Annotated in this window: 21 protein-coding genes; all 21 read right to left on the bottom strand. The window is 50.5% G+C overall.

The window, feature by feature from the left end; genetic code table 11:
- Window positions 1-2 precede the first annotated feature (2 nt).
- Window positions 3-1526: a threonine synthase gene (gene thrC, locus ACRQU7_RS09810; RefSeq protein WP_444640498.1), complete on the bottom strand. Its 1524-nt coding sequence runs from the start codon at window positions 1524-1526 to the stop codon at window positions 3-5.
- Between the two features lie 95 nt (window positions 1527-1621).
- Complete coding sequence (locus ACRQU7_RS09805) at window positions 1622-1981, bottom strand: YraN family protein (protein WP_444640496.1); 360 nt, start codon at window positions 1979-1981, stop codon at window positions 1622-1624.
- Complete coding sequence (locus tag ACRQU7_RS09800; protein WP_444640494.1) at window positions 1978-2586, bottom strand: ribonuclease HII; 609 nt, start codon at window positions 2584-2586, stop codon at window positions 1978-1980. Before ACRQU7_RS09800 ends, ACRQU7_RS09805 begins: the two co-directional genes overlap by 4 nt.
- Window position 2587: 1 nt before the next feature.
- Entirely contained in the window at window positions 2588-3457 is an 870-nt protein-coding gene (gene ylqF / locus ACRQU7_RS09795; protein WP_444640492.1) for a ribosome biogenesis GTPase YlqF, read from the bottom strand.
- Between the two features lie 25 nt (window positions 3458-3482).
- The gene (gene lepB / locus ACRQU7_RS09790; RefSeq protein ID WP_243122452.1) at window positions 3483-4064 is read right to left on the bottom strand and encodes a signal peptidase I; all 582 of its coding nucleotides are present in this window, start codon (window positions 4062-4064) and stop codon (window positions 3483-3485) included.
- A gap of 36 nt (window positions 4065-4100) precedes the next feature.
- Window positions 4101-4691, bottom strand: coding sequence for a signal peptidase I (gene lepB / locus ACRQU7_RS09785; RefSeq protein WP_444640490.1), 591 nt, complete (start codon window positions 4689-4691; stop codon window positions 4101-4103).
- 35 nt (window positions 4692-4726) lie between these two features.
- A complete protein-coding gene (lepB, locus tag ACRQU7_RS09780; protein WP_444640488.1) occupies window positions 4727-5305 on the bottom strand; it encodes a signal peptidase I in 579 nt (192 codons plus the stop codon).
- 87 nt (window positions 5306-5392) lie between these two features.
- Window positions 5393-5737 (bottom strand): 50S ribosomal protein L19, encoded by a 345-nt coding sequence (gene rplS, locus ACRQU7_RS09775; protein ID WP_038324155.1) that lies wholly within the window; start codon window positions 5735-5737, stop codon window positions 5393-5395.
- Window positions 5738-5906: 169 nt separating this feature from the next.
- Window positions 5907-6566: a TIGR03936 family radical SAM-associated protein gene (locus ACRQU7_RS09770; protein ID WP_141825218.1), complete on the bottom strand. Its 660-nt coding sequence runs from the start codon at window positions 6564-6566 to the stop codon at window positions 5907-5909.
- Window positions 6541-8397 carry a TIGR03960 family B12-binding radical SAM protein gene (locus ACRQU7_RS09765; protein ID WP_141825217.1) on the bottom strand — a complete coding sequence of 619 codons (1857 nt, stop codon included), beginning with the start codon at window positions 8395-8397 and terminating at the stop codon, window positions 6541-6543. Before ACRQU7_RS09765 ends, ACRQU7_RS09770 begins: the two co-directional genes overlap by 26 nt.
- 60 nt (window positions 8398-8457) lie before the next feature.
- Window positions 8458-9057, bottom strand: coding sequence for a site-2 protease family protein (locus ACRQU7_RS09760; protein ID WP_444640485.1), 600 nt, complete (start codon window positions 9055-9057; stop codon window positions 8458-8460).
- Window positions 9057-9713 carry a hypothetical protein gene (locus tag ACRQU7_RS09755; RefSeq protein ID WP_444640483.1) on the bottom strand — a complete coding sequence of 219 codons (657 nt, stop codon included), beginning with the start codon at window positions 9711-9713 and terminating at the stop codon, window positions 9057-9059. The genes ACRQU7_RS09760 and ACRQU7_RS09755 overlap by 1 nt, the downstream gene beginning before the upstream one ends.
- Window positions 9714-9825: 112 nt before the next feature.
- The gene (gltA, locus tag ACRQU7_RS09750; protein ID WP_141825214.1) at window positions 9826-11229 is read right to left on the bottom strand and encodes an NADPH-dependent glutamate synthase; all 1404 of its coding nucleotides are present in this window, start codon (window positions 11227-11229) and stop codon (window positions 9826-9828) included.
- Window positions 11222-12070 carry a sulfide/dihydroorotate dehydrogenase-like FAD/NAD-binding protein gene (locus tag ACRQU7_RS09745; protein WP_038325347.1) on the bottom strand — a complete coding sequence of 283 codons (849 nt, stop codon included), beginning with the start codon at window positions 12068-12070 and terminating at the stop codon, window positions 11222-11224. The genes gltA and ACRQU7_RS09745 overlap by 8 nt, the downstream gene beginning before the upstream one ends.
- A 137-nt stretch (window positions 12071-12207) precedes the next feature.
- A complete protein-coding gene (gene spoIVA, locus ACRQU7_RS09740; RefSeq protein WP_038324143.1) occupies window positions 12208-13686 on the bottom strand; it encodes a stage IV sporulation protein A in 1479 nt (492 codons plus the stop codon).
- 58 nt (window positions 13687-13744) lie between these two features.
- Window positions 13745-15280, bottom strand: coding sequence for an SPOCS domain-containing protein (locus ACRQU7_RS09735; protein WP_444640480.1), 1536 nt, complete (start codon window positions 15278-15280; stop codon window positions 13745-13747).
- 445 nt (window positions 15281-15725) lie between these two features.
- Window positions 15726-16361: a thiamine diphosphokinase gene (locus ACRQU7_RS09730; protein WP_243122449.1), complete on the bottom strand. Its 636-nt coding sequence runs from the start codon at window positions 16359-16361 to the stop codon at window positions 15726-15728.
- The gene (rsgA, locus tag ACRQU7_RS09725) at window positions 16346-17233 is read right to left on the bottom strand and encodes a ribosome small subunit-dependent GTPase A (protein ID WP_444640477.1); all 888 of its coding nucleotides are present in this window, start codon (window positions 17231-17233) and stop codon (window positions 16346-16348) included. Before rsgA ends, ACRQU7_RS09730 begins: the two co-directional genes overlap by 16 nt.
- Before the next feature lie 5 nt (window positions 17234-17238).
- Complete coding sequence (gene pknB / locus ACRQU7_RS09720) at window positions 17239-19272, bottom strand: Stk1 family PASTA domain-containing Ser/Thr kinase (protein WP_141825212.1); 2034 nt, start codon at window positions 19270-19272, stop codon at window positions 17239-17241.
- Between the two features lie 14 nt (window positions 19273-19286).
- Window positions 19287-20024: a Stp1/IreP family PP2C-type Ser/Thr phosphatase gene (locus ACRQU7_RS09715; protein ID WP_444640475.1), complete on the bottom strand. Its 738-nt coding sequence runs from the start codon at window positions 20022-20024 to the stop codon at window positions 19287-19289.
- Window positions 20005-21036 (bottom strand): 23S rRNA (adenine(2503)-C(2))-methyltransferase RlmN, encoded by a 1032-nt coding sequence (gene rlmN / locus ACRQU7_RS09710; RefSeq protein WP_444645573.1) that lies wholly within the window; start codon window positions 21034-21036, stop codon window positions 20005-20007. The genes ACRQU7_RS09715 and rlmN overlap by 20 nt, the downstream gene beginning before the upstream one ends.
- Window positions 21037-21042 lie beyond the last annotated feature (6 nt).

Here is a 21042-nt window from a genome sequence, read left to right as displayed (position 1 = left end):
TCTTAGACAGTATACTTTATTCCGGCTGTTTTCAGCACAGCTTCGCCCATTTTATCTTTCGGGCAAATAGCGGTAAATCTGACTTTTTTTGATTCCAGCTGTACAATCGGCGCCGGAATCGGGGTGCCTGTGACGGCGGAAAGCGCCTGAACCTTTTCAAACTCAGAGGCATCCGCGCTGTAATCGGCCGAAACGGCGCTCAGCACACTGTCGGCGAATTTATACGGACTGGCCGTAGATACGACGATCGTCGGAGTTTCCGTATCCTTTTCAGCTTCGACATACTGCTGATAGACGTTGACCGCCACCGCCGTGTGGGTGTCGCAAAGGTAATTTTCCGTCCGGTAGATTTCCTGGATGGTTTCCTTTGTCGCGGCATCGTCGCAGAACCCCGCGCAGAACAGCTCGTGAAGCCGGTTCAGGATATCGCTGTCAACCTGATATCTGCCGCCTGTCGCCAGTTCCTTCATCCACTCGGCTACTCTTGCGCTGTCGTTACCGGTCAGGTCATACAGCAGGCGCTCCAGGTTGCTGGATACCAGAATATCCATGGACGGAGAAATGGTGGTATGGAAATCCCTGTTGCGGTCATAAATGCCCGTGTTCAAAAAATCGGTCAGCACATTGTTGGCGTTGGACGCACAGATCAGCTTTTTCACCGGCAGGCCCATCTTTTTGGCGTAATAAGCGGCCAGAATATTTCCGAAATTGCCCGTCGGGACAACGATATTGACCTTTTCGCCCTCATGGGCAATTTTTCCGTTTGCCATCAGATCGCAGTACGCGGAGAAATAATAGACGATCTGCGGCAGCAGCCTGCCCCAGTTGATGGAGTTCGCGCTGGAAAACATAATATTATTCTGTTCAAGCAGACGGTTGATTTCGGGATCGGTAAAAATCTTTTTCACGCCGGTCTGGGCATCGTCGAAATTACCCTCGATCGCGCAGACCGCCACATTGTTCCCTTCCTGGGTGTTCATCTGGCGCTTCTGCATTGGGCTGACGCCATTTTCCGGATAAAATACCTGAATCCGGGTCCCGTCCACATCTTTAAAGCCTTCCAGCGCCGCTTTTCCCGTGTCGCCGGAAGTAGCGACCAGAATCAGGGCAGTCCGGGAGGACTGAATCTTTTTCAGCGATTTTGTAAGAAGGTGCGGCAAAAGCTGCAGCGCCATATCTTTAAACGCACAGGTGGGACCGTGCCACAGTTCCAGCAGGTACATATTCATTTTTCCGTTTTGCAGACAGGAGATCGGAGCCGGCCTGTCCTGTTCAAATCTTTCGCCGGTGTAAGCCTTCCCGACACATTCCGTAATTTCTTCTTCGGTAAAATCGGAAAGAAAAGCCGATAAAATGCGGACTGCGCGCTCTGTATAGCCGCAGTGCTGAAACTCCAGCAAATCCGAATATGAAAAGCAGGGCAGCTTTTCGGGAACAAAAAGCCCGCCTTCGCTGCTGATGCCCTGCGAAATCGCCTGAGCAGAGGATACGCTGACGCTGCTGTTTCTTGTGGAGTGATAATTCAAGTTTTTTCCCCCTTCACGTTGTCTGTTTTTAATCATATCATACTTTCCGGGAAAGAGAAACAGAAAAATGATAGGCATTACTAAATAATATCGAATCAAATAGAAAATGCGTTTTCAATGTGTTCCACAGAAAGGATGGAGAAAGGTTCCGGCCTGGTAACGATGCCGATCACATCAAACCGCGGCTGCAGCCCTGTTTCATGCGACTGCAGATAACTAAGAGCAGTTTTGATGATTTTCTTCTGCTTTCCTGCCGTGACCGCCTCCAAAGGACTGACGCAATAATGTTCGTCACGTGTTTTGACTTCTGCAAAGACAATATAATCCCCGTTTTCGGCAATCAGGTCGATTTCCCCGAAACGGGAATGATAGTTGCGCGCAACAATCCGGTATCCCTTCTGCTCCAGCAGCCGGGCCGCGTGATCTTCTCCCGTTTTTCCGGATGAATTGTTCATAGGGTCTCCCCCAGTATTTTTTTTAAAAACGTTTTTCTGTGAACCGGGCTGGGACCGTACTGTTTCAGCAATTCCCTATGTAAAGCGGTGCCGTAGCCCTTATGTTTTGCGAACTGGTACTCGGGGTAAATCCGGTCGATCTCGGCCATCAGCCGGTCACGGCTGACCTTCGCAAGAATGGAGGCGGCCGCGATGCTCGCGGAAAGCGCGTCGCCTTTGATGATAGTCTGCGTATCCATCCCGAGCCGCGGCATCCGGTTTCCGTCCACCAGCGCCAGGTCAGGCCTGACGGAAAGCCCGTCACACGCACGCTTCATTGCCAGAAAGGTCGCCTGTAATATATTGATTTTATCGATTTCCTGCTCCGTTGCGAATCCTACGGCATAGACGATTGCAGTCTTCTTGATTACATCAAACAATGCTTCGCGTTTTTTTTCACTGAGCTTTTTGGAATCGTTCAGTCCCTCGATCATCTGACCGGGGGGCAAAATAACAGCGGCAGCGAACACCGGTCCGGCCAGAGGGCCGCGTCCGGCTTCATCGATGCCGCAGATCATCCGATAGCTTTTTTTCAGCGCCATGTTTTCATAGGCGAACCAATCCATATTATCTACCAACCTGTTCCAGAGTAATTTTGCCTAATTTCGCACTTCGGAATTCATCCAGTATCATAATCGACGCGCGTTCCAGATCGATTTCCCCGCCGGAAATCAGCATGCCGCGTTTCCTGCCGATCAGCTCCAGCATTTCATAGCCTTTCAGATCGGCTATGTCGGTGCCGTCCAGCTTATATCTTGCTTTCAGCTCCCTGGGATAGCTGTCGCGGAGAACCTCCAGCAGACGGGAAGCCAAATGCTCCGTGTCAATCACTTCGTCTTTGACCGCTCCGGTAAACGCCAGCCTTTCCCCTACGGCCTTATCTTCAAATTTAGGCCACAGTACCCCCGGCGTATCCAAAAGCTCAAAGCCTTTTCCAATGGTAAACCATTGGTTGGACCGTGTTACGCCCGGCCTGTCCTCAACATTTGCCTTGCTGTTTTTGGCAAGACGGTTAATCAGCGAGGATTTGCCTACATTGGGAATCCCGACGATCATGACGCGGATCTGCCGTCCAACCATCCCTTTTGCTTCCCAGGAGGCAATCCGGTCGCTCAGAACATCTTTCACAAGGGGAATAAAGCCGTTCAGCCCTTTTCCGGTGCGGCAGTCGATCGCGATGGCGGGGATACCCTGTGTCTTATAATAATCGATCCATCTGCCTGTCTGAACCGGATCGGCCATATCGCATTTATTCATTAAAATAACGCGGGGTTTCGTTTGGATCAGTCCGTTTAAAACCGGGTTCCGGCTGCTGACCGGAATCCGGGCATCAATTATTTCAGCAGCTACATCGACAAGCTTTAAACTTTTTTCAATCTGCCTTTTGGTTTTGGTCATATGACCGGGGAACCATTGTATCGTTTGTGCTTCACTCATTTTCGTTCGTCCTGTATCTTTATTGTTATTTGATTGTCCCAAATCTGTTAAATGGAAAAACAATCATCTCCGCTTTTCCAAGAATATATCTCTCGTCCACCATACCCACGTCAATAAACCGGCTGTCGTTGGACACGGAACGGTTGTCGCCGAGAACAAAGACATGCCCCTTAGGAACCTGAAGCGGATAATTGAAGTCCGAAAGCTGTGTAGTAATGCCGTTTTCAATATAGGCGGATTCATCCAGCGCAACCCCGTCCACAGAAACGACGCCGGTTTCAAAGTCAATATCCACAACCTGATTTTCCAGCGCGACGACCCTTTTGATAATCGGTTCCTTTAACTTGGTTGTGTGGGTGATTACAATAACATCCCCCTGGTGCGGTTTGTAAAAAAAGCTGGACAAAATCACGCGGTCATTGGACCGCAGAGTCGGCAGCATGGAAGGGCCGCTCACATTGACCACCCGGAACAGAAACATGAATACCACGATCACGGCAATTAAAGAAGAGATCAGGGCTTCCACCCACTCATAACTGTTAACGATAAAATTTCTTTTTTTCTCAGATCGCGTTTCTTGCTGGGAAACGCTGTTTTCGTGGTCCAATGAAGGAACAACTCCTTTATATCAAAAGGCAAAGCCTTATAATTGACCGAATTTTCCAAAAGGCATAATGATAAATTTGACCTTGCCGATAATATAGCGCTGGTCGATCATGCCCACCTCACTGAAACGGCTGTCCTCCGAAACCGTGCGGTTATCACCCAAAACAAAAACATGGCCGGCAGGGACCTTCTGCGGGAAAGTAACGTCATACTCGTCCTTGGTAATCCCATTCTCGATATAAGCGGACTCGTCGAGCGCAACGCCGTCAACGGAAACGATTCCGGTATGAAAATCGATATCGACCGTCTGCCCTTCCGTAGCGATCACTCTTTTTACAATGCGCTTCTCCAAAGACGTTCCTTTGGCGTCGATCACGACAATATCCCCGCGGGCAAGACCCGGCTCAACGCAGACGGTAAATAACTTATAACCGTCCATTAAATTGGGTTCCATGGAAGGCCCGTTTACAACGATATTTACCCTGAACAGGAATGTGAAAAAGATCATAATAATGATCAGTGCGGGAATCAGAGCCTCCATCCACTCGAAGCAGGCGCGGGCAACACTGTTTTTTTCTGTTTCCGGTGAAGCGGGTTCCATATCCGCCTGAATTTCATTTGGGTTCAAGAGGAATACAACTCCTTTTTTGCAAATTGCTGTGTTTATATGGTTCCGAATTTTTCGTAAGGTATGAGAACGGTTTTGACTTTGCCGATAATATAGCGCTGATCGACCATACCGACGTCGCTTGAACGGCTGTCGTCCGAGAGCCTGCGGTTATCGCCGAGCAGGAACACATGCCCTTTGGGGACAGTCTGCGGAAAACGGAGGTCGTACTGATTTTTGGTAATACCGTTTTTAATATAAGTCGATTCGTCCAGCGCAACGCCGTTGACAGAGACGGTTCCCGTCTGAAAATCGATATCCACCGTCTGTCCCTGGGTTGCAATGACCCTTTTGATAATCACCTCATGAAGCGCGGTGGCCTTTGCGTCGACCACAACGACATCTCCCAGAGAAAACGTCCGGTCAAAACAGGATACAAGCACTTTATAGCCGTCCGTAAAATTGGGCTGCATGGAGGGTCCGTTGACCGTTATGATCCGGAACAGAAAAGCAAATACCGCCATAATTACAAGCAGCGCGGGGATCAGTGCTTCCATCCATTCATAACAGCTCAAAACAACACGGTCCGGCGTTTTGCTGTCGGCCAGGGATTCTGCACAAGGGCAACTTTTCAAGAACGGCCACCTCTTTTGAGACCTGAAAAATATTGCAGTAGCAAAAAAGGGACACCTACATGTCCCTTTCAATCGCTATCTGATTCCTTATCTGAGCTGTTCCTTTACCTTTGCCGCCTTGCCGACTCTGTCACGCAGATAGTAGAGCTTCGCTCTGCGCACACGGCCCTTGCGGACAATTTCAACACTCTTTACATTAGGAGAGTGAATCGGGAAAACTCTTTCTACGCCTACGCCGTAGGAAAGGCGTCTGACGGTGAAAGTTTCGGAAATGCCGCTGCCCTTACGAGCGGTAACGGTACCCTCGAAAACCTGAATTCTTTCTCTTTCGCCTTCTCTGATATTCACGCTCACCCTTACGGTGTCGCCAATTTCAAATACAGGAACTTCTGTTTTTACGGAATCTTGCGCAATCAGTTTTAACGCATCCATGGATATTTCCTCCTTAAAATTCAGACATTCATGCCACAGTGGCAGAGGACTGTCCGCTTCAATGTCACGGTACAACCGGGCATTAAACCCCACCAAAATCAATCAGCGGATTCCAAATGCCTATATATAATACCATAATCCTGGAAAAGGTGCAATATTTATTTTTATTTTACTCAAATATTTTAAAATCCGCGTCGTAAAGATTGAGCCTTCGGATATCGCTGTATAAATCCAACTGCAGATATTTTTTCATCGCATCGCATAAAAGCGAAGGGTTTACATTCATAGTGCTTCCTGCCGGGAGCGTCGCGCTGATTTCCACCCCGTCGTCCAGGGGAACCACTTCCGTCCGGTCAAGGTACGGTCTCAGGTCCAGATCGATCATCCCGTTTTTCGTATGCTTGGGAACGACCACCGTTTCCCGGCTGAACAGTTCGCGGATGACGGCGGCTGTTTCTTCGGGGGAGTGTCCCTGCGTTTCCAGCTTCATCAGGTAAGAGGCGTAGGCGATCTGCCCCGGCTTCATCACCGGCTCGGTAACGTCAAACACGGGAATGTCGTCTGGCAGCGCCGCGTTCAGCTTCTCAATCAGCTCTTCGCGCGTAATACCGTCGTCGTCCAGCCGGATATCCATGCTTTCCCGTTCTCCACCGATACCGAGCGACAGCGGAAGCGCAAACGTAATAAACGCGTGGGGATTATAGCCCTGGGTATACCAAAGAGGAAGCTTCGCCTTGTGAATCGCGCGCAGCATGCAGCGGTTTAAATCGAGGTGTGAAATATACCGCGCCGTTCCGATCTTCTTAAACCAGACCCTGACGTTTTTCATAGCAGATTCCTCCTTTGAAGCAGGCTGCGCCGCAGGAAGAACACTGTTCCCGGCAGTTTGGGGTGGTGACGTTTGCGTAGGCCTTTTGGCATTCGTCAATCAGGAAGGATTTTTTGATCCCGTAATCAATGTGGTCCCATGGCAGCACTTCGTCGAAGCTTCTTCTGCGGTTGGCGTAAAAGGCCGGATCAATTCCGCACCTCTCGAAAATTTCCATCCATTTCGGAAACGAGAAAAAGTTCTGCCAGCCGTCCATTTTGCATCCGCTCCGGTACGCTTCCAGCAGGACGCCGCACAAACGCCTGTCCCCGCGCGCAAAAACGGCTTCCAGAAAGCTGGTGTCCGCCTCGTGCCAGTTGGGTTCCACCTTTCTGGTTTTGACCGAAGCGACCAGATGGCGCTGCTTTTTACGGAGCGTCTCCATGGTATCCTGCGGTTCCCACTGAAAAGGCGTGAAAGGCTTCGGAACAAAGGAGGACGCGCTGACGGTGACTTTTACGCCCTTCCCCTTCGGTTTGTCGGGATTTGCGTAAAAGGCGTCAACCACCTTCTGTCCCAGCTCCGCGATTCCGGCGATATCCTCCAACGTTTCCGTCGGCAGCCCGATCATAAAATAGAGCTTGATGGTTGTCCAGCCGCCCTTAAACGCGGTATTGACGGTTTTCATCAGCTCTTCTTCCGTGACGTTTTTATTGATAACGTCCCTCAGACGCTGTGTTCCCGCCTCCGGCGCAAAGGTAAGACCGCTGCGGCGGACGGATTTGATTTTGGACATCAGCTCCGGGGAAAAATTATCGACCCGAAGGGACGGCAGCGAAATGCCGGTGTTCTCCTTTTCCGTCCATGTATGGAGCCGGTCGATCAGCTCGTTCAGCTCGGAGTGGTCGCTCGTACTGAGCGAGGAAAGCGAAATCTCATCATAACCCGTGCTGTCGCACAGATCGTGGCACTGCCGGTCAATGACGTCCACTGATTTTTCACGGAACGGGCGGTACAGGAAGCCCGCCTGGCAGAAGCGGCAGCCGCGGATACAGCCGCGCAGGACTTCCGCCACTGTCCTGTCGTGTACGATTTCAATATAGGGCACCACAAATTTATCCGGAAAATAGGACTTGTCCACGTCCATCATAATACGTTTTTTCACGGGGAAGGGCGCGTCCTCTTTCGGAACGATCGCCTTTACCGTATGATCTTCGTTATAAGAAATATGATACAGAGACGGCACGTAGACTCCCTGAATCTGAGAAGCCGCCTTCAAAAATTCCTCTTTGGAACGGTTCTGCTTTTTATATTCCCGGTAAAGAGCGACTACTTCCAGATCCACTTCTTCCCCCTCGCCTATAAAGAACAGATCAAAAAAGTCCGCCAAAGGCTCCGGGTTGCAGGCGCAGGGGCCACCGGCCACCACAAGCTGGGAAAGGGAATGCCGGTCGCCGGCTTTCAGCGGGATTCCCGCCAGATCGAGCATATTTAATATATTGGTATAGCTGAGCTCGTATTGAAGGGTAAAGCCGATGATGTCGAAGTCGCGGACGCTGTCCCCGCTTTCCAGCGCATAGAGCGGCAGGCCGTTTTTACGCATCTCCTCTTCCATATCCACCCAAGGGGCGAATACGCGCTCACACCAGACATAGGGTACGGTATTCAGCTGGCTGTACAGAATTTTCAGCCCGAGGTGCGACATGCCCACTTCGTATATATCGGGAAAACAAAATGCAAACCGCACATCCACTTCATCCGCATGCTTCATCACGCAGTTGAGCTCGCCGCCAACGTATCTGCCCGGTTTTTGCACGTTTGCAAGCAGTTTTTCTATCTTTTTATTGACCATTCGTATCCTCCGCACAGTATATGTTTTATTATTATACCGCCAGCGTACGGAGAATGCAAATCAATAATACCTTCCGTTCTTGTAAAGGAGCAGAAAGATTAAATAAACGGATACGGCTAGAAGATAAAAATTGCCGTTGGCACGGAAGAGAAAAAGAAAACCAATCGCTGCCAGCGGCGCCAAAACCGCGAATGAGGTGACGGATACAATCCTTGCGGACAAAGTGGAGTTCAAGCGGGTACAAAGGACGGAATATAATGCCTGACCGCCGTCAAGCGGCTCCACAGGAAGCAGATTAAACCCTGCAAGCACCAGGTTGGCAAGGATAAAAAAGTGAAAATAACGCTCATTAACGAGGGTACAGATCAGCGCGGCGGCAAGGTTGGTTCCCGGTCCCGCGACGGAAATGGCGGCGTCTCGCCAGTAGGACCGGTCGATACCCGCAGATTTAATCACATCGATGCCGAAGGGGGTAAATCGAATCTGTGACGGTGCCGCTCCGAACGCGGCCATGACCGCCAAATGACCCAGTTCATGCAGCGCAGCACAGGAAAGGCCCAGAACAGCCATTCCGTTCCTGTCAAACAGAAAAAAAACTGCCAGTAAGGCCACAAATAAAAAATCGACGGTCACACGGCAGTTTTTGATGGAAAAAGACATCAGCCGCTGACCTGCTGGGAGGGCGCCGCCTGCTGGTTCTCCGGCTGCTGTGAATTTGCCGCGGAACCTGCGTCAGCCTGGGAAGCAGTACCGGCCTGAGACCCGGGATTTGTCTGTGAATTGGCGCCGCCTTGGGGATTCTCACTTGCCTGAGAAGTCACACCGGGCTGGGATGCAGCGCTTTCCGCCTGGGAAGGATTCTCCTGAGCGCGCGGCTTTGTAAAAAAATCGGTAACCGACGGCAATATCTCCACAACGGTATGTTTTACGTGGTCGATGTCCTCAGTCGGAACAATGGAATTATTGACGTTCTGCAGATACCAGTTTTTGATAATCAGATATGCATTGCCTCCAAAGACCCGGAGAAAAATCGCCGTGGCCAAAATGATCGAACATACCGTTATCTGAATGGTGGTCAGCAGTCTTGTGCTGAGGGTTTTCGCTTTTTTGTTCCTTCTGTATTGCTGTCCATCGTAGTCCTTTTCATAATTTCTTTCATAGTCCCGCTGATCATCTTTTTCGTAATTCCTGTAATTCCTGTTGTCATTTCTGCTGTAGACATCCTCGTAATGATCTTCTACATAACCGTCGTCATCGTCTTCGTAGTCATCTTCATAATCTTTATCATACCGATTATCTTCATACCGATCGTCCATTGTTATTCCTCCTGCATCATTATAATCCTAATAATAATATGTCCGATGCCGGCGGAAGATGCCCTGATATAAAAAAACCGCCGTAAAATACGGCGGTTTGGTCGGTTTGTCCCTATTTTGCTTTATCTGCTTTGGCCTGAATGTACTGATCGATGGAGCGTGCGGCTTCCTTGCCGCCGCCCATGGCCAGGATCACGGTTGCGGCGCCGCTGACGGCGTCGCCCGCGGCGTAAACGCCCTCCCGGGTCGTCGCCATGGTCGCTTCATCCACAACGATACAGCCCTTCCTGTTTGCTTCCAGACCCTCGGTCGTAGAGCGGATCAGCGGGTTCGGCGAGTTGCCGATCGCCATGACCACACAGTCCACCGGGATCTCAAAGTTCGAGCCCTCTTTGGGCACCGGCTTGCGTCTGCCGGAGGCGTCCGGCTCGCCAAGCTCCATCTCGATGCACTCGATCGACCTGACCCTGCCGTTTTCGTCGCCGTGAATGGCAACGGGATTGCGCAGAAGGTTGAAAAGGATGCCTTCTTCCTTTGCGTGGTGGATTTCCTCTTTCCGCGCGGGCATCTGCTCTTCGGCGCGGCGGTACACAATATACACATTCTCCGCGCCCAGACGCTTGGCGGTCCTCGCGGCATCCATCGCCACGTTGCCGCCGCCCACGACGGCGACGTTCTTCGGCCGGATGATCGGGGTGTCGTATTCGTCCAGATAGGCCTTCATCAAGTTTACTCTCGTCAGGAATTCATTGGCCGAGTATGTCCCCACCAGCTCCTCGCCCGGAATATTCATAAAGCTGGGCAGTCCGGCGCCGGTGCCGATGAATACGGCTTCATAGCCCATTTCAAACAGCTCGTCTACCGACAGCACCTTGCCCATGACCATATCGGTCCGGATGTCGACGCCCTTGTCCTTCAGGCCGTCGATTTCCTTCTGCACGATCTCCTTCGGCAGTCTGAACTGCGGGATGCCGTACATCAGTACGCCGCCCGCGGTATGCAGCGCTTCGAACACGGTAACGGAGTATCCCAGGGCCGCCAGATCCCCGGCGCAGGTCAGGCCCGCGGGGCCCGCCCCGATCACGGCGACCTTGTGTCCATTCGGCTTTTCCTCAAATGTCTCAGCCCCGCCGTGCTTCATGTGCCAGTCGGCCACATAGCGCTCCAGCCGGCCGATTCCTACCGGCTCCCCTTTGATGCCGCGCACACATTTTTGCTCGCACTGGGATTCCTGCGGGCAGACCCTTCCGCAGACGGCGGGAAGGGAGTTCGTCGTCTTAATGATCCTGTACGCGTTTTCCATATCGCCGGAAGCGACGCAGCCGATAAACTCGGGAATGCGCACGCCGACCGGGCATCCGCCGACACACGGCTTGTTTTTGCAGTTCAGGCACCGCTTGGCTTCTTCCATGGCCATTTCTTCCGTGTAGCCGAGCGAGACCTCTTCAAAGTTCTTGTTGCGCACATTGGGGTCCTGCTCCGGCATCGGCGTTTTTACTTTGGACATATTAGGCATTTTTCGCACCCTCCATCAAGCGGCAGTTGTATTCGCGCGTCGCTTCTTTTTCCGACTCAGAATAGGTCCTCGATCTTTTGATGGCCTCGTCAAAGTCCACCTCGTGGCCGTCGAAATCCGGACCGTCCACACAGGCGAATTTGGTCTTTCCGCCGACCGTCAATCTGCATCCGCCGCACATGCCGGTCCCGTCGATCATAATGGGGTTCATGCTGATCAGCGTTTTGATGCTGTATTCCTTTGTCAGGCTGCAGACGGCGCGCATCATGACGAGCGGCCCGATGGCGATGACCAGGTCATACCCGGCGCCGTCCTCAATATTTTTACGCAGGGCGTCGGTCACAAAGCCCTTGTTGCCGTTGGAACCGTCGTCCGTGGTTAAAATCAGATGGTCGCTGACCGCCTTCATCTCGTCTTCCAGGATGATGATGTCTTTGTTCCGGAACCCCGCGATCATGTCCACCTTCGCGCCCATGCCGTGCAGGGCCTTCGCCTGCGGGTACGCGATCGCGCAGCCGGCGCCGCCGCCGATCACCGCCACGTTTTTATAGCCTTCCAGCTCGGTCGCTTTTCCCAAAGGCCCGATGAAATCCAGAATCGCGTCGCCGACATTCAGCTGATCCAGCATCAGGGTCGTCTTTCCGACCTTCTGATAAATAATGGTAATGGTTCCCTTCTCGCGGTCGTAATCCGCTACCGTCAGAGGAATCCTTTCCCCGAATTCATTGACACGCAGAATAATGAACTGGCCGGCCTTCGCCTTTTTCGCAATATATGGCGCTTCTACCGCCATCAATGTCATTGAATCATTCAATATCCGCTTTTCCACAATCGTAAACATCGGTACACTCCCTTTTCTTTAACGAGTAGTAAAACATAGTCTTTTTTTATTATAAAGGTTTGTATCAGATTTATCAATAAAAAAATGTGATTCGGCTAATTTTGCCGAATCACATTTGCGGTTGTATTTTATACATTTCACAGGATAATGCATATCAGGCCGTTGCAGCCTTCATTGATGATCCGCTCTATCGTCTCGCGCACCTTATCCCGTGCGTCCGTAGGCATTCTGTACAGCTTGTTGTGAAGTCCCTCGTTGACAAGCTCATGCAGGCTCTTGCCGAAGATATTGGATTCCCAGATTTTGGAGGGACTTTCCTCAAATTCCTTCAGCATATACATGATCAGATCCTGCGACTGCTGCTCGGAACCCACAATCGGCGTCAGCTCCGTCGTGATTTTCGTCTTCATCATGTGGATGGAAGGCGCGGCGGCTTTCAGGCGCACCCCGTATTTGCCGCCCTGCTTGATAATTTCGGGCTCGTCGAGCGTAAGCTCCTCAATATCCGGCATCACAATTCCGTAGCCGGTGTCCTGCACATCCTGATAGGCGTCTTTGATCTTGTTGTATTTATCCCGGATTTTTGCAAGTCCGAGGATGCTGTCGAGAAGCCCGCCCTCATCCTCAATATCGATACCGGTTTTTTCACCCAGAATTTTATAGAACAGATTCGGCTGGAGATTGACGGCGACCCGCGCGTTGCCGGTTCCCAGATCGATGGATTCGGTTTTCGCCCCGCTAACATATTCGCATTGATTGATATCGTTGACGATTGATCCGACTTCCCGTATCCGGGAGATTTTCGAAGCTGAATTCTGGATGGTGCCGTAGACGGCGGAACGCAGCCAATGATTTTTTTCAAGGCTGGAAAGCCAGCGCGGCATATCGACCTTAATTGCCTTCACCGGGAATTCAAACAGCACTTTGGAAAGAATATCCCTGATTTGCCCCTCTTCCATTTCAAGGCAGTTGACGGGCGCGACGGGCACCTTGTATTTCTCCTGCATCTGCGAAGCCATGGAAGCCGAGGAATTCGAATTCGGGTCGGTACAGTTGAGAAGGACAATAAAAGGCTTGTTGATTTCCTTCAGCTCTTTCACGACCCTCTCTTCCGCTTCCTCGTATTCCTCCCGGGGAATATCGCTGATGCTGCCGTCGGTCGTGATGACCAGCCCGATGGTCGAATGCTCCGTAATGACCTTCTTGGTCCCGATTTCCGCAGCCATGTTGAACGGAATCGGCTCGTCGTACCACGGGGTCATCACCATGCGCGGCTGATCGTTCTCTATGTATCCGAGCGCGCTTGGAACGATGTAGCCGACGCAGTCGATCATGCGCACCGAGAAGGTGGCGCTGTCATCCACTTTTACTTTGACGGCCTGTTCCGGAATGAATTTCGGCTCCGTCGTCATAATGGTACGTCCTGCGGCGGACTGCGGCATTTCATCGATTGCGCGGTCGCGCCTGTAGCTTGAATCCATGTTCGGAACGACGATGGTATCCATGAATTTCTTAATAAAAGTGGATTTTCCGGTTCTTACCGGGCCTACCACCCCAATATAAATATCACCGTTCGTGCGCTGGGAAATGTCACTGTAAATATTGCGTTCTTCCATTTTACCTCCCCCTCAGGCAGAGAAATTTAATTTTTATTGCGAATGTCTCTCAAGGAATCTACATAGGAATCAGCAGCATCCCCCTGTTCTCAACGACATCACCGGCAAGGTCGTTTTCCAGTTTAATCGCATTGACCGAGGTGCAGTATTCACGGGCGATATTCCATAAGCTTTCACCCGCATTGGCGTAGTAAATACTTAATGCCGCGGATTTGTCCTGTGCCCTGGGTTTGGTTTCGTCAGCTGCGACATCTGTGATCAGCTTCAGGCTGTACTGGCTGTAAATTCCGGCGCTGAGCCTTAATTCAACCTTCAGATCAATTCCTCCGCCCGTAATCCGGTAGCTGATTCCCGCTACAAGCATCGAAGCGCTGCATTTGATATTATCCTCTTTCGCCTGGTAAGGACGGGCATATTCAAAATCCATCAGCCGTTCAAAATAGACCGGCTTATTGTCCGGATTCAGAGCAAGCACACAGATATTGAATTTCCCTCTATAATTGATCTGTCCGTTCGCATAGTCGGCGGAAACAGTGCTCATTTCATTCCAGATATCGATAATCTTCGAAATCGGTACATCCTCCAGTGCCAGAGAACCCTTGTGAATATCGGTATCGTTGATGAATTCAACAGCATTTTCGATGTTTTTCTGTTTGGAGTTGATGTTTAGCTCGTACTGTTTGGAGTAGGCGTCCGTTACCATGGTAACGTCGGAATTCTGATAGGCGGATGCGTTCACAAACACCCTGGCCTGAACGTCAAAGTAGGTCTGGTCACCGGAATAATCGTTTTTGATCTGTGCTTCCAGCCCGGAAACATTCAGCTGAATATTGAAGATGCAGTTTTCTGAAGCTCCCTCACAGTCAACCATTTCATTGAACGGAAGCGCGTACTCCATCACTTCCAGAGCAGCTTCGTTATCCGCTGTGGAATACAGGAATTTTACGCATACTTCTCCCTTGATCATCAGCTTGTTTGCGACGGGAGTGTAGTCCTGAAGCACCGCAAACGCGTCGGAACGGACCAGATTATCCGCGGGCGGTTTGCCCTGCCCGAGCTCCAGCACCTCTTCCACCGTAAACTGCTGCTGAGCGAACCCGGCCATCTTGTTGATTGACAGAGTTTTTTTCTGCTCTTCCACTCCCTCGCCGTCTATGTTGGAGACCACCTCGTTCTCCCCCTGCGCAATCACTTTCGCGCATGCGGAAAAAGAACCGTGTATGTCCAGGCGCCGGGGGCTGGTCGCACGGCAGTTAATATATTCCACCCTGGTAAACGCAAAAATCTGCGCGTTGTCGGCAGTCTGCTTCAACTGGATGGCAGCGGAAAACGACTGACTGGTTTCATAGCAGTGAACAGCCGTACCGCCGGGATCAAGATAGAGTATTTTCACGGTATAACTGCCCTCCAGCGCCAGTCTGTCCCCTGTAATGCTTCTGGAGCTAATGTGCGGATAAACCTGACACTTTAAAATGCGCTGTATATCGGGGCAGTAGTCAGGCAGGCTGATGTCGAGATCCACCGGCTGCTCCTGGCAGCCATCATAAATCACTTCGCTGGCGGCCAATGCCTCACGGTTAAGCATATAATCCATAAAGGTTCTCTCCTTTTCCTGTTTCTATCTAATTGTTATTCTAATCTTGTACGGTTTATGCGCATTCGCATAAAAAATTACCGGCTGCATCAGCAGCCGGCATCCATTTTTTAATATTCTTTTTTTATGTTAAAAAACTTTCGTAATACAAATCCTAAAAATTTCGAGCTCTTCAAAACGACTACTTTCATCTCACAAACCTCCCATTATGTTCCACACCTTAAAAGTGTGATTCCCAATATGATCATGATGATCGCTACTATAAACAGGATTAATCCCGTTGGGCAAAAACAAGAGGCAGCCAGCCCGAGCCCAAAAGCAACCGAGCATTTTGCAATTAAGCAATTATTTCGTTGCCACATCCAGCTCACCGCCATTATCAAAATAAGACGATATTTCTTTTGTCTTATCCTCATTATATTCAGCGGCAAAGATTTTGGTTCGCTTACGACAGTAAAAAAATCAGGGCATTTCCGCTGTGAACAAAAATCTGCGCCTGATCTTCCGTGATCTCATTGCTGACGCCGAGCGGATAAGCGGAGGAAATGGACGCTTCCCTGAGCGGATATTTCATTCCCTCATAGCTCACCGTACAGAAACCGACGCCAAAAGGGAAAACGGAAATCATCCGGCCTTTCAGCCCGCTCAGCGTCAGACGGCCGCCGGAAAGCAGGAATACCCGGCAGTCCCTGTCCGCAATCACCGCTTTACAGCCCTGAGAAGCCAGATACTGCAAAGCGCAGAAATTGGAAAAGGAATGATCGATCCTGCCGCCCAGAGCACCGAAAAGAGTAAAATCGCGGTATCCTCTTTTGATCGCTTCCTTGATGGCCGCCATCATGTCGGTATCGTCTTTTTCCTTGTTCAGACGGATGGTTTCAATGTTTTTCGGCAATTCATTCTTTACAGAGTCGAAATCGCCGATGAGCAGATCGGGCGTAAGATGATGCTCCAGCGCAACGTCCAGACCGCCATCGGCGCAAATAATAAAAGAATGATCACGATCGATTTCATTCAGAATCCCGCCGTATTCGCAGGGCGACGAACCGATAATCACGCATTTTTTCATTTCATATTCCATTCTTTCAAATCTTTTACCTCATTGTACATGGCGACATAGCTTTCGTGACGGGATTTACTGATCGTCCCCTCTTCCACCGCTTTCAGAACTGCACAGCCCTTTTCGCAGGTGTGGGAGCAGGAGACAAATTTGCACTGATTCAGATAGGGTTCAAATTCCCGGAAACAATACTGAAGGTTTTCCTTTTTCACCAGATCGTAGCGTTCCACGCTGATGGAAGAAAAGCCCGGCGTATCCGCAACATAGGTATTCTCCCCCAGCTTTAAAAACTCAACCTGTCTTGTGGTGTGCCGGCCGCGTCCAAGCTTCTGGCTGATTTCTCCGGTCTGAAGATGGAAGCGCGAATCGATCCTGTTCAGCAGAGAGGATTTTCCGACCCCGGAATTTCCGGTAAAAGCTGAAATTTTTCCTTTCAGCAGCTTCTCTACTTCTTCAACTCCCTCTCCCGTAGCCGAAGAAATCGTAAGCAGCGGAATCCCGGTTGTCTGATAAATATCGTTCAGCCACTGGCAGTCTTTCAAATCGCTTTTGGAGATCACGATAACAGGCTCAATGCCCTTGTCCTCCGCCGCAGCAATGGTTTTGTCAATTATCAGCGTACTGGGGGACGGATCGCAGATCGACACAACGATCACCAGCTGATCGATGTTGGCAACCGGCGGGCGCACCAAGGAATTCTTTCGCGGGAATATTTTCTCAATCGTGCCTGTCCCGTCTTTCTCCAGACTGACGGTTACACGGTCGCCGACGAAAGGGGTCACCTTGTTTTTCCGGAAAACGCCCCTGGCTTTGCATTCATACAGCGTATCGGCGGCCTCCACATAGTAGAAACCGCCGATACCTTTTATAATGGTACCGTTTATCTTATCCATAGGCATCAGTCCGAAGGAGTGATGATGCCGCTCGGGATATCGCTGCTTCCCCCCGTACTGCTGGCATTGTTATACGGATAGCTTTCCCCTGCCGTGGAAGTGCCCGCGTCAAAGTCAAGCGTAAACTCCTGATACTTGTTTCCGTCCAGCTGAATAATCAGCTGCTTTTTGCCGCTGCTGCCTTTAAAAGTAAGCTGACATACGTCATTATAGGACGGGTTCACGGTCTTTTCCGTCTGGAGCTCGTTGCCCAAATACGCTTTCAGGTTGATGTCGTGTGTCACTTCTTTCGGGAGCTTGACAAAGACATCGATGGATTTCTCCGATTTCTTACCGGAACTGATGACGATGGATACCGCGCTGCCTTTCACGACCTGCACGCCGGGCAGGGGGGAGGTTTCGATGACCACGTTCTTTGCTTTATCGCTGTCATCCTGTGCGGTAATATCCCCGACTGTCAGACCCGCCGCGATAATTTCCGTTTTGGCATCCTCTATATTTTTGTCGATCACGGCAGGAACGGCCGTCTTTTCTTCCTCGCCGCCGGTGCTGATATAAATCTTCACCTTTGTTCCTTCCGTAACCTGCGTTCCCGCGGCCGGATCGGTATATTTTACATGACCCTTCTCGGTTTGATCGTCGATCACCGGCAAAGCGTCGTACAGCAGATTTACTTTTTCCAGGTCGGCAATCGCTTCCTCCTGTGTCTTGTTGGAAACGTCGGGGACAGAGACCGGTTTGCCGCCCGCATTAATGGTAAGGGTGATTTCCGCATTGGCTTTTACGGTTGTACCCTCTTTGGGGCTTTGGCTCAGAACAATGCCCGTTTTCTGAGTAGAATCGTTTTTCGTTTCGGTAACAAAGGTCAGATTTTTATACTGATCGTTGTTCTTTACTTCTTCTTTTACCTCATCGTAGGTTTTTCCTTTGAAATCCGGTAAAACAATATTTCCGACTCCACTGTTGCAGCTGTGAAACAGTGCGGCGATTCCAAAGCCGATGACGACAATCAGAAACGCAGAGGCAATCCCCGCGATCACTAAAGAGGCGGTCGACTTTTTCTTCTTCTTTTTGGGTGCTCTGGACGGTTCTTCCTCATATTCATAATTATCGTTGTACGCGGAAGGTTCCGCTCCCTTTACCGTGTTGATCGCGTCAATATATTTGGTAGGCTTCTCATCGATAAAATATTTGTACTGAAAGCTGATGCTGGGATTTCTCCGGAAAGCTTCGATATCTCTGAGCATTTCGGCGGCGGACTGATACCTTTGCGTGGGATTTTTCTGCATCGCCTTTAACGTGATTTCCTCCAGGCCTTCCGGCACGGAGGGATTGATTTCCTTGGGAGGCTTGGGGTCTGCCTGCAGCTGCATAATGGCGACGGAGACAGCGCTGTCGGCTTCAAACGGGAGACGGCCCGTAATCATTTCGTAAAGCATGACCCCTACGGAGTAAATGTCCGCCTTTTCGTCGGTCAGATCTCCCCTTGCCTGCTCCGGCGCGATGTAATGGACCGACCCGATCGCTTTGTCCGTCATCGTCCGCGTTTCACTGCGTGAGAAACGGGCAATGCCGAAATCGGTCACTTTAATCGTCCCGTCCTGCAGCAGCATAATGTTCTGGGGCTTTATGTCACGGTGGACAATTCCCTTCTCATGAGCGTGCTGAAGCGCGCGCAGAATCTGGACGGTAAAATGGATGGCTTCTTTCCATTTGATTTCCTTCTGCTGATCCAGATATTCCTTTAACGTGATTCCATCGATAAATTCTTCAACAATATACTGAATTCTGTCACCAAAGCTGACGTCGTAAACCTTGACAATGTTCGGGTGGGAAAGCACTGCAATTGCCTTGGACTCATTTTTGAAGCGGCGGATAAACTCGTCGTTTCCCAAAAACTCGTCCTTGAGTATTTTGATTGCGACCGTACGGTCGTCAATCGTATCATACGCGCGGTAAACCAGAGCCATTCCGCCGGTACCGATCAGTTCATGTATTTCATAGCGTCCGTCGAGCCGTTTCCCTGTGTACTTATCCATAAAATCAACTCCTGTCAGCAGTAGTTTTCAATGATGACAACCGTAATGTTGTCACCGCCCCCACAGTCTTTCGCGAGCGTTACAAGCTTGTCTGTCAGGCTTTCGGCGTCCATGGTTTTGGACAGCGCAAAAATCTGTTTGGCATCGATATAATTCGTAAGACCGTCCGTACAGATCAAAAGCATGCTGCCGGAACGAAACTCATTTTCGCAGTAATCAATTTGAATGGAAGGTTCGACTCCAAGTGCACGGGTGATAATGTTTTTCTGGGGATGGATTTTTGCCTGCTGCTCCGTAATATCCCCATTATTAACCATTTCCTGTACCATGGAGTGGTCCGTAGTCAATTGCCGAATATTATTTTCCGTTATTAAATACGCCCTGCTGTCCCCGGCATGGGCAATATGGGCAACCCCGTCCGAAACGATCACCGCAACCACGGTCGTTCCCATACCGGTAAGCTGGATATGGTTCATTGCTTCGTCATGGATGGCGAGATTGGCGTTGTGAATCGCCGCCATCATCAGATTCTTTAGGGAACTGTCAGTCATCCCTTCATGATAGGATGCGGCAATGCTTTCGGAAATTTTCTCTACCGCAATTTCACTCGCAACATTGCCTCCGTTGACACCGCCCATTCCGTCACAGACAACGGCCCACGCGGAATGCTCGGAAAAGGTACCGCTCTTGCAGGCGTCCTGATTGGTTTGTCTGACAAGGCCAATATCACTTTTACTGAATACTCTCAACATTGGCCACCTCCTCTTTGTACCTGCGTCTGAGCTGTCCGCAGGAAGCATTGATATCCGAGCCGAGCGTCCTCCGGACGGTGACGGTGATTCCCTTACCCGAAAGGACGCGGCTGAATTTTTGCAGTCTGTCGGCAGAGCTTTTTTTAAATCCGGCTCCGCTGACATCATTGACAGGGATCAAATTGACATGGCTGAGTATCCCGCTGAGTCTTCCCGCAAGCTCCCTTGCACAGGCGTCGCTGTCGTTCACCCCGTGAATCATGGCATACTCAAAGGAAATCCGGCGGCCCGTCATATCGGCATAGTACCGGCACGCTTTCATCAACTCCTCCATTCCCCATTTCCGGTTGACCGGCATGGTTCTGGAGCGGATTTCGTCGTTCGGCGCGTGCAAGGACACCGACAGGGTAAGCTGAAGCTTCTTTTCCGCCAGATCATAGATTTTATCCACAACGCCGCAGGTGGAAAGAGAAATGTGCCTCATCCCGATGTTCATTCCCTCATCGGAAGAAACCAGCTCCAGAAAGCGAAGCACGTTCTGATAGTTATCCAGCGGTTCTCCCATCCCCATCATCACAACATTTGATATCCGGATACCGGCATCCTTCTGGGCCGACTGAATCTGCGCAAGCATTTCGGAAGCCGTCAGGTTCCGTGAAAAACCGCTTTTCCCCGTTGCGCAGAACGCACAGTTCATTTTGCAGCCGACCTGTGTGGAAATACAGATCGTATGACCGTGATGATAGTCCATCAGAACGCTTTCCACATATTCTCCGTCATTCAGGCGAAACAGATATTTTACGGTTTCATCCAAACGGGATTCCAGTTTTTTTTCTATCACAGCATTCGCTATGTAATATTTTTCCGACAGTACCTGCCGAAAGGCTTTGGACTGATCGGACATTTGTTCAAAATCTTCAACTCCTCGATGCAGCCATTTATAAACCTGCAAAGCACGAAAAGCCGGTTGGCCGTCAGCGGCAAAATCGGCTTTGATTTCTTCGAGAGTCATTGATTT

The sequence above is a fragment of the Caproiciproducens puteiluti genome (assembly GCF_052442865.1).
In the GTDB taxonomy this organism is placed as follows: domain Bacteria; phylum Bacillota; class Clostridia; order Oscillospirales; family Acutalibacteraceae; genus Caproiciproducens.
The sequence above is the reverse complement of the archived record's forward strand: the minus strand, read 5'-3'. Positions and strand labels throughout refer to the sequence as shown.

What these genes read in the sequence shown, in the direction of transcription:
- ACRQU7_RS09805 (WP_444640496.1), bottom strand. Translation starts at nt 1,981, where the DNA reads ATGAACAATTCATCCGGAAAAACGGGAGAAGATCACGCGGCCCGGCTG.
- ACRQU7_RS09800 (WP_444640494.1), bottom strand. Translation starts at nt 2,586, where the DNA reads ATGGATTGGTTCGCCTATGAAAACATGGCGCTGAAAAAAAGCTATCGG.
- ylqF (WP_444640492.1), bottom strand. Translation starts at nt 3,457, where the DNA reads ATGAGTGAAGCACAAACGATACAATGGTTCCCCGGTCATATGACCAAA.
- rplS (WP_038324155.1), bottom strand. Translation starts at nt 5,737, where the DNA reads ATGGATGCGTTAAAACTGATTGCGCAAGATTCCGTAAAAACAGAAGTT.
- ACRQU7_RS09770 (WP_141825218.1), bottom strand. Translation starts at nt 6,566, where the DNA reads ATGAAAAACGTCAGGGTCTGGTTTAAGAAGATCGGAACGGCGCGGTAT.
- ACRQU7_RS09765 (WP_141825217.1), bottom strand. Translation starts at nt 8,397, where the DNA reads ATGGTCAATAAAAAGATAGAAAAACTGCTTGCAAACGTGCAAAAACCG.
- ACRQU7_RS09760 (WP_444640485.1), bottom strand. Translation starts at nt 9,057, where the DNA reads ATGTCTTTTTCCATCAAAAACTGCCGTGTGACCGTCGATTTTTTATTT.
- ACRQU7_RS09755 (WP_444640483.1), bottom strand. Translation starts at nt 9,713, where the DNA reads ATGGACGATCGGTATGAAGATAATCGGTATGATAAAGATTATGAAGAT.
- gltA (WP_141825214.1), bottom strand. Translation starts at nt 11,229, where the DNA reads ATGCCTAATATGTCCAAAGTAAAAACGCCGATGCCGGAGCAGGACCCC.
- ACRQU7_RS09745 (WP_038325347.1), bottom strand. Translation starts at nt 12,070, where the DNA reads ATGTTTACGATTGTGGAAAAGCGGATATTGAATGATTCAATGACATTG.
- spoIVA (WP_038324143.1), bottom strand. Translation starts at nt 13,686, where the DNA reads ATGGAAGAACGCAATATTTACAGTGACATTTCCCAGCGCACGAACGGT.
- ACRQU7_RS09735 (WP_444640480.1), bottom strand. Translation starts at nt 15,280, where the DNA reads ATGGATTATATGCTTAACCGTGAGGCATTGGCCGCCAGCGAAGTGATT.
- ACRQU7_RS09730 (WP_243122449.1), bottom strand. Translation starts at nt 16,361, where the DNA reads ATGGAATATGAAATGAAAAAATGCGTGATTATCGGTTCGTCGCCCTGC.
- rsgA (WP_444640477.1), bottom strand. Translation starts at nt 17,233, where the DNA reads ATGGATAAGATAAACGGTACCATTATAAAAGGTATCGGCGGTTTCTAC.
- pknB (WP_141825212.1), bottom strand. Translation starts at nt 19,272, where the DNA reads ATGGATAAGTACACAGGGAAACGGCTCGACGGACGCTATGAAATACAT.
- ACRQU7_RS09715 (WP_444640475.1), bottom strand. Translation starts at nt 20,024, where the DNA reads ATGTTGAGAGTATTCAGTAAAAGTGATATTGGCCTTGTCAGACAAACC.
- rlmN (WP_444645573.1), bottom strand. Translation starts at nt 21,036, where the DNA reads ATGACTCTCGAAGAAATCAAAGCCGATTTTGCCGCTGACGGCCAACCG.